Origin of the sequence: Shewanella sp. AS16 (assembly GCF_021412365.1) — a bacterium.
GTDB classification, from domain to species: Bacteria; Pseudomonadota; Gammaproteobacteria; order Enterobacterales; family Shewanellaceae; genus Shewanella; species Shewanella salipaludis.
Map to the genome: position 1 here is coordinate 1 of NZ_JAKCLK010000197.1, position 300 is coordinate 300.

Annotated in this window: 1 pseudogene; it reads right to left on the reverse strand. The window is 54.3% G+C overall.

Annotated elements, in window-relative coordinates:
* A pseudogene (gene acrA / locus LZP73_RS19970) lies at window positions 1–300 on the reverse strand (multidrug efflux RND transporter periplasmic adaptor subunit AcrA); the annotation flags it as partial.

The window sequence follows — 300 nt, forward strand, 5'->3', positions numbered from 1 at the left end:
TTTGGCTTTGCCGTTCTCTTGTTTCAGCGTGCCATTCGCCAGTTCCTGTTTCAGGCGCAGGAAGTCGTTGCTGGACTGGGTCACATCAACGTAGATCGGATCAAGTTGCTGCACGGTTGCCAGCGCAGTCGCCTGACCGTTCTGTACCAATGCGCCTTCCGTCACGTTTGACTTACCAATGCGACCACTAATCGGAGAGGTAACTTTGGTGTAAGCCAGATTGATTCGCGCAGTTTCAACGGCAGCTTTCGCCGCAGTTACCGCAGCATTCGCCTGTTGCGCATCAGCCAGAGCCTGATC